4 protein-coding genes are annotated in these 3,392 nt (G+C 74.6%); 2 read left to right on the top strand and 2 right to left on the bottom strand.

Annotated elements, in window-relative coordinates; all coding sequences use genetic code 11:
- Positions 1-656 (bottom strand): HpcH/HpaI aldolase/citrate lyase family protein (locus tag AN218_RS08175; RefSeq protein ID WP_141747511.1); only part of this gene is annotated, 656 nt, incomplete at its 3' end.
- 178 nt (positions 657-834) lie between these two features.
- On the opposite strand from AN218_RS08175, the gene AN218_RS08170 reads away from it, so the two are divergent.
- Positions 835-1,581 carry an IclR family transcriptional regulator gene (locus tag AN218_RS08170; protein ID WP_070016097.1) on the top strand — a complete coding sequence of 249 codons (747 nt, stop codon included), beginning with the start codon at positions 835-837 and terminating at the stop codon, positions 1,579-1,581.
- A gap of 96 nt (positions 1,582-1,677) precedes the next feature.
- Here the strand turns inward: AN218_RS08170 and AN218_RS08165 are convergent, their stop codons facing one another.
- Positions 1,678-2,100, bottom strand: coding sequence for a secondary thiamine-phosphate synthase enzyme YjbQ (locus AN218_RS08165; protein WP_070016095.1), 423 nt, complete (start codon positions 2,098-2,100; stop codon positions 1,678-1,680).
- 74 nt (positions 2,101-2,174) lie between these two features.
- Between AN218_RS08165 and AN218_RS08160 the strand changes: the two genes are divergently transcribed.
- Positions 2,175-3,392: NAD(P)-binding domain-containing protein (locus AN218_RS08160; protein WP_079131927.1), on the top strand; the 1,218-nt coding region annotated here is incomplete at its 3' end.

Genomic DNA, 3,392 nt, shown 5'->3' with positions numbered 1-3,392 from the left:
CGGGTGGAGCGCAGCAGGCCCTCCTCGTCGTCGAGCGCCGCGTGCGGGCCGTCCAGCGGCCCGGGCAGCCCGGCGGCGCGGGTCGCGAGCACCAACTGCGAGCGTGCGTGCAGCAGTTCGCGGCCCTCGGGGCTGGGACGTACGCCGAGTTCGGCGGCGAGGTCGAGCGTGCCGAAGACCAGCGTGTCCACGCGCGGCCCGGACGCGGCGACCGCCACCGCGGCGAGCACTCCGGCCGCGCTCTCGATCACGGGCAGCAGCGACAGCGCGCCGGGTGCGGTACCGGCGTCGCTCTCGGCACGGTCCAGCCTCGCGGACAGTTCAGTGAGCTGCTCCGCGGAGCGGACCTTGGGGACGATCAGGCCGTCCAGCCGTGTCCTGCCGAGGAGTTGGAGGACCGCGGGGAGGTCGGCCGCGGCCTCGGGGGTGTCCAGCGCGTTGACGCGGACGAAGACGCGGGGGCCGCCCTCACCGGTCCCCCGCTGCCCGCGGGCGGTGAGGGCGCCGGCGGCCAGGGCGCGTGCGGAGTCCTTCGCCTCGGGGGCGACGGCGTCCTCGAGGTCGACGGCGACGGCATCGGCGTCGCCGTCCAGTGCCTTCCCGATCCGGTCCGGGCGGTCACCGGGGACGAACAACAGCGTCCGTCCGACGTCCATGAGCACTCCCAGCACTCGTCGGCAGCGCGTTCCGTAATACGGAACACGTACCACCTGGCGGTACGATCGCCCTTACCTTGATGACGGCGCTCACGTACTGTCAAGGGCTGTGCAGGAGCCATCCGGAAGGGCCCTTGTCCGAGGGGAAGATCCATTGACGGCACACGGCGGCGGCGGGATGCGCGCGGTCATCACAACTCTCCGCGTTCTGGAGGCAGTTGCTGAGCTGCAGCCCGTGGGCGTCTCAGCGATCGCCAGAGCGACGGGCATCCCCAAGACCTCGGTGTACCGCTGCCTGGTGACGCTCCGCGAAGCGGAATGGCTCACCGCGTCCCGGGGCGACAGAACGCAGTGGGTGCTGACCGGGCGGGCACTATCCGTCGGCGTCCACGCCTCCGGTGAGCTGGGGCTGCGCGAGGCGGCGCTGCCGACGATGCGGGAGCTGCGGGACGAGACCCACGAGACCATCCACCTCTCCAGCTACGGCGCCGACCACGACCTCGTCGTCATCGACCGCATGGACAGCGACGAACCGGTGCGTACATGGGTGCACCTGGGCGCGCGGGTGCCGCTGCACGCGAGTTGCAGCGGCCGCGCGATCCTCGCCCGGCTGCCCGACGCGGAGGTGGAGCGGCTGCTGGACGGCGAGTTGGAGCGGTTCTCGGAGACGACGCCCACGGATCTGCCCGCCGTCCTGGCGGACCTGCGGCGGGTGCGCGAGGTGGGGTACGCGACGAACGACTGCGCGTGGCGCCCGGGCGTGGGCGCGGTCGGCACCGCGCTGGTGGACCCGCGCGGCCGGCCCGTCGGCGCGCTCGCCGTCTCCGTCCCGGTGCAGCGCTACGACGCGGAGCGTGCCCGGCGGCTCGGACCGCTGGCCGCGGAGGCGGCACGGCGCATCAGCGCGAGCCTCCCTCCGTCCTGAAGTCCCCGGCCGGGCACGGGACTTCGACCCTCAACGGCGGTTCCGGCCGCCTCCGCTGCTTCAGCCGCTTCCGCCTCTGCCGCCTCTGCCGCCGCTTCAGCCGAGGAAGCTCAGCCGGACCCGGCGGTGCGGGTTGTCGCCGTTGGTGTCGACGAGGCAGACGGACTGCCAGGTGCCCAGCTCCAGGCCGCCGCCGATCACGGGCAGCGTGGCGTGCGGGGCGACGAGCGCCGGAAGCACATGGTCCCGGCCGTGGCCGGGGCTGCCGTGCCGGTGGCGCCAGCGGTCGTCGGCCGGAAGCAGTTCGCGCAGGGCGGCGAGCAGGTCGTCGTCGCTCCCGGCGCCCGTCTCCAGGACGGCGACGCCCGCCGTGGCGTGCGGGACGAAGACGTTGAGCAGCCCGTCCCTGCCCTGGGCGGCGCCGCTGAGGAAGGACTCGCACTCGTGCGTGATGTCCGTGACGTTCTCGCCTGAGCCTGTGGTGATGTGCAGGACGTGGGTGTGCAGTGCGTCGCTCATCCCTCCATCCTCCACGCTCACGGGGCGTGACGCCGGGCGGGAAGTTCCCGGGGCCGCTTCCCGTTGTGCGGGGCATGAGGGAACGCGAGGTGGCCGTGGTGGTGATCGGGGCCGGTCAGGCGGGTCTGGCCGCCGCCTTCCATCTGCGGCGCCTGGGCTATGCGCCGGGCCGTGACGTCGTCGTCCTCGACGCGGCCGAACACCCCGGCGGCGCCTGGCAGTTCCGCTGGCCGACCCTGACGTACGGGAAGGTGCACGGGATGCACGCGCTGCCGGGCATGGAGCTGACCGGCGCGGACCCCGCGCGGCCGTCGTCGGAGGTGGTCGGCGAGTACTTCGCGGCGTACGAGGAGACGTTCGGCCTCGCGGTGCGCCGCCCCGTGCGGGTGCGGGCGGTACGGGAGGGCGGCGGCGGACGGCTGCGCGTGGAGACCTCCGAGGGGGTCTGGTCGGCGCGGGCCGTCGTCAGCGCCACGGGCACCTGGGAACGGCCCTTCTGGCCGCGTGTCCCGGGCCAGGAGGCCTTCCGCGGGCGACAGTTGCACACGGCCGGCTATCCCGGGCCCCGCTCCCCCGCCTTCGAGGGCAAGCGGGTCGTGGTCGTCGGCGGCGGCACGTCCGCGGTGCAGCATCTGCTGGAGGTCTCGGAGGTCGCGGCCGGCACGCTGTGGGTCACGCGCCGCGAACCGGTCTTCCGCGAGGGGCCGTTCGCCGAGGACCAGGGCCGCGCCGCGGTCGCCCTCGTCGAGGACCGCGTACGCCAGGGCTTGCCGCCCCGCAGCGTCGTCTCCGTCACGGGCCTTCCCCTGACCGACGAGATGCGCCGGGCACGCGAGAAGGGCGTGCTGGTGCGGCAGCCGATGTTCGACCGCGTCGAGCCGGACGGCGTCGCCTGGGCGGACGGGCGCCGCGCGGCGGCCGACACCCTGCTGTGGGCGACCGGATTCCGGCCCGCCCTGGGGCACTTGGCCCCGCTGGGCCTGCGCGAGCCGGGCGGCGGTATCCGCATGGACGGCACGCGCGTGGTGGCCGATCCACGCGTCCACCTCGTCGGCTACGGGCCGTCGGCGAGCACCGTGGGCGCCAACCGCGCGGGGCGCTCGGCGGCGCTCGACGTCCGGCGGCTGCTGGACGGCGCGGCGGAGGAGGACACCGCGGCGGAGGGCGCGTCCACGGGCAGCGCGTCAACGCACGGCGCCCGCGGGCCGGTTGGGGACTCCACCACGGAACTCGGTGCCGCCGCGTACGAACACCGTGCCGGGCGTTCGCCCGTAAGCATGGCAGCGGCGGAT

It is taken from the genome of Streptomyces nanshensis, assembly GCF_001751255.1.
Taxonomy (GTDB): domain Bacteria; phylum Actinomycetota; class Actinomycetes; order Streptomycetales; family Streptomycetaceae; genus Streptomyces; species Streptomyces nanshensis_A.
The sequence above is the reverse complement of the archived record's forward strand: the minus strand, read 5'-3'. Positions and strand labels throughout refer to the sequence as shown.

Coding starts and splice junctions, on each gene's coding strand:
- AN218_RS08170 (WP_070016097.1), top strand. CDS start 835: ATGCGCGCGGTCATCACAACTCTCCGCGTTCTGGAGGCAGTTGCTGAG.
- AN218_RS08165 (WP_070016095.1), bottom strand. CDS start 2,100: ATGAGCGACGCACTGCACACCCACGTCCTGCACATCACCACAGGCTCA.